Genomic DNA, 1,899 nt, shown 5'->3' with positions numbered 1-1,899 from the left:
TTCACGTCGTGGGCGGCCGACTCGTGGCCGGCGCTGTCATTGACGGTTGCCATTACTTTGCCTCCTCGTTCGACTCGGTCGCACTCCGCACGACAGGAACGAGCACCCATGACGCTGTCCACTCCTCAGACCGCCTACGCCTCCGCCAAGCTCCAGGGCACCGGAGTGGGACGCGGGCTGGCCCTCGGGCCGGTCCTGCGCATGCCGGAGCCGCTGCCCGAGCCCGAGGACACCGCCAGCACCCGCAGCGTCGCCCAGGAGGAGGAGCGCGCCGTCTCGTCGCTGTCCGCCACCGCCGCGACGATCCGCCACCGAGGCGAGCGGGCCGGCGGCTCGGCGAAGGACGTCCTCGACGCCCAGGCCCTGATGGCCGAGGACCCGTCCCTCGCGGACGACGTCAAGGCGCGGATCGCCGGGGGCAAGACCGCGGAGCGCGCCGTGCACGAGGCCTTCGCCGGCTTCCGCGACCTGCTCGTGGCGATGGGCGGCTACATGGCCGAGCGCGCGACCGACCTCGACGACGTCTCGCAGCGCGTCGTGGCGCACCTGCGCGGCGTCGCCGCTCCCGGCGTCCCCGAGTCGGACGAGCCGTTCGTGCTCGTCGCCCGCGACCTCGCTCCGGCCGACACGGCGCTGCTCGACCTCGAGAAGGTCCTCGGCCTGATCACCAGCGACGGTGGACCGACCTCGCACACGGCGATCCTCGCCCGGGAGAAGTCGATCACCGCCATCGTCGGCACCACCGGCGCCCTCGACCTGCGGGACGGCCAGCTCGTCATCCTCGACGCCACCTCCGGCGTCGTGACGGTGAACCCCTCGGACGCCGAGATCGGCGCCGCGAAGTCCTCGATCGCCGAGCGCGCCGAGATGCTCGCCGCACCGGTCGTCCCCGGCGCGCTGGCCGACGGCCACGCCGTGCCGCTGCTCGCGAACCTCGGCTCGGCCGACGGCGCTGCGAACGCGGTCGAGCTCGGCGCCGAGGGAGTGGGGCTGTTCCGCACCGAGTTCCTCTTCCTCGACGCGAAGGAGGCGCCCTCGGTCGCCGAGCAGGCGGAGCAGTACACGCGCCTGCTCGCTGCGTTCCCCGGCCGCAAGGTCGTCGTCCGCGCGCTCGACGCCGGCGCCGACAAGCCGCTGAGCTTCCTCAACGACGACCACGAGGAGAACCCGGCCCTCGGTCTCCGCGGACTGCGCGCCCTCCGCGCCAGCGAGCAGATCCTCCGCGACCAGCTCACCGCCCTCGCCCAGGCCGACGCCGCCACCGACGCCGACCTCTGGGTCATGGCGCCGATGGTCGCGACCGTGGACGAGACCCGCTACTTCACCTCGATGGCGCGGGAGCTCGGCATCCGCACCGCCGGAGTGATGGTGGAGGTCCCCTCCTCCGCCCTGCTCGCCGACCGCATCCTCGGAGTCGCGGACTTCGCCTCGATCGGCACCAATGACCTGACCCAGTACACGCTCGCCGCCGACCGCATGCTCGGCACGGTCTCGGCTTTCCAGGACCCGTGGCACCCGGCAGTGCTCCGCCTCGTCGGAGAGGTCGGCCGCGCGGGAGCGGCGCTGGGCAAGCCCGTCGGGATCTGCGGAGAAGCCGCCGCCGACCCGCTGCTCGCCGTGGTCCTCGTCGGCCTCGGCGCCACCACCCTCTCGATGTCGCCGTCCGCTCTCGCCGACGTCCGCGCCGAGCTGGCCGAGCACACTCTCGACGACGCCAAGCGGTACGCGGAGCTCGCTCTCGCCGCCGACAGCGCCGCCGACGCCCGCTCCGCGGTCACCGAGGCGATCGCCGCCTCCTGATCCCGGATCACCAGCCCCACCCCCTGCACCACCCCGCCACTCGGGAGCCGGGACGCCTCAGGAGCGTCCCGGCTCCCGAGTGGCGGGGTGGTGCAGGGG

1 protein-coding gene is annotated in these 1,899 nt (G+C 73.7%); it reads left to right on the top strand.

The genetic code is table 11. The features are described 5' to 3' along the window. Positions 1-201: 201 nt before the first annotated feature. On the top strand, positions 202-1,800 hold the full coding sequence (gene ptsP, locus C5D09_RS16980; RefSeq protein ID WP_244229676.1) for a phosphoenolpyruvate--protein phosphotransferase: 1,599 nt from the start codon (positions 202-204) through the stop codon (positions 1,798-1,800). Positions 1,801-1,899: the final 99 nt, after the last annotated feature.

This window comes from Rathayibacter sp. AY1C9 (assembly GCF_002932315.1).
GTDB lineage: Bacteria > Actinomycetota > Actinomycetes > Actinomycetales > Microbacteriaceae > Rathayibacter.
Note: the sequence above shows the minus strand (reverse complement) of the source record. Positions and strands in the feature narration are given on the sequence as shown.

What these genes read in the sequence shown, in the direction of transcription:
- ptsP (WP_244229676.1), top strand. Translation starts at nt 202, where the DNA reads ATGCCGGAGCCGCTGCCCGAGCCCGAGGACACCGCCAGCACCCGCAGC.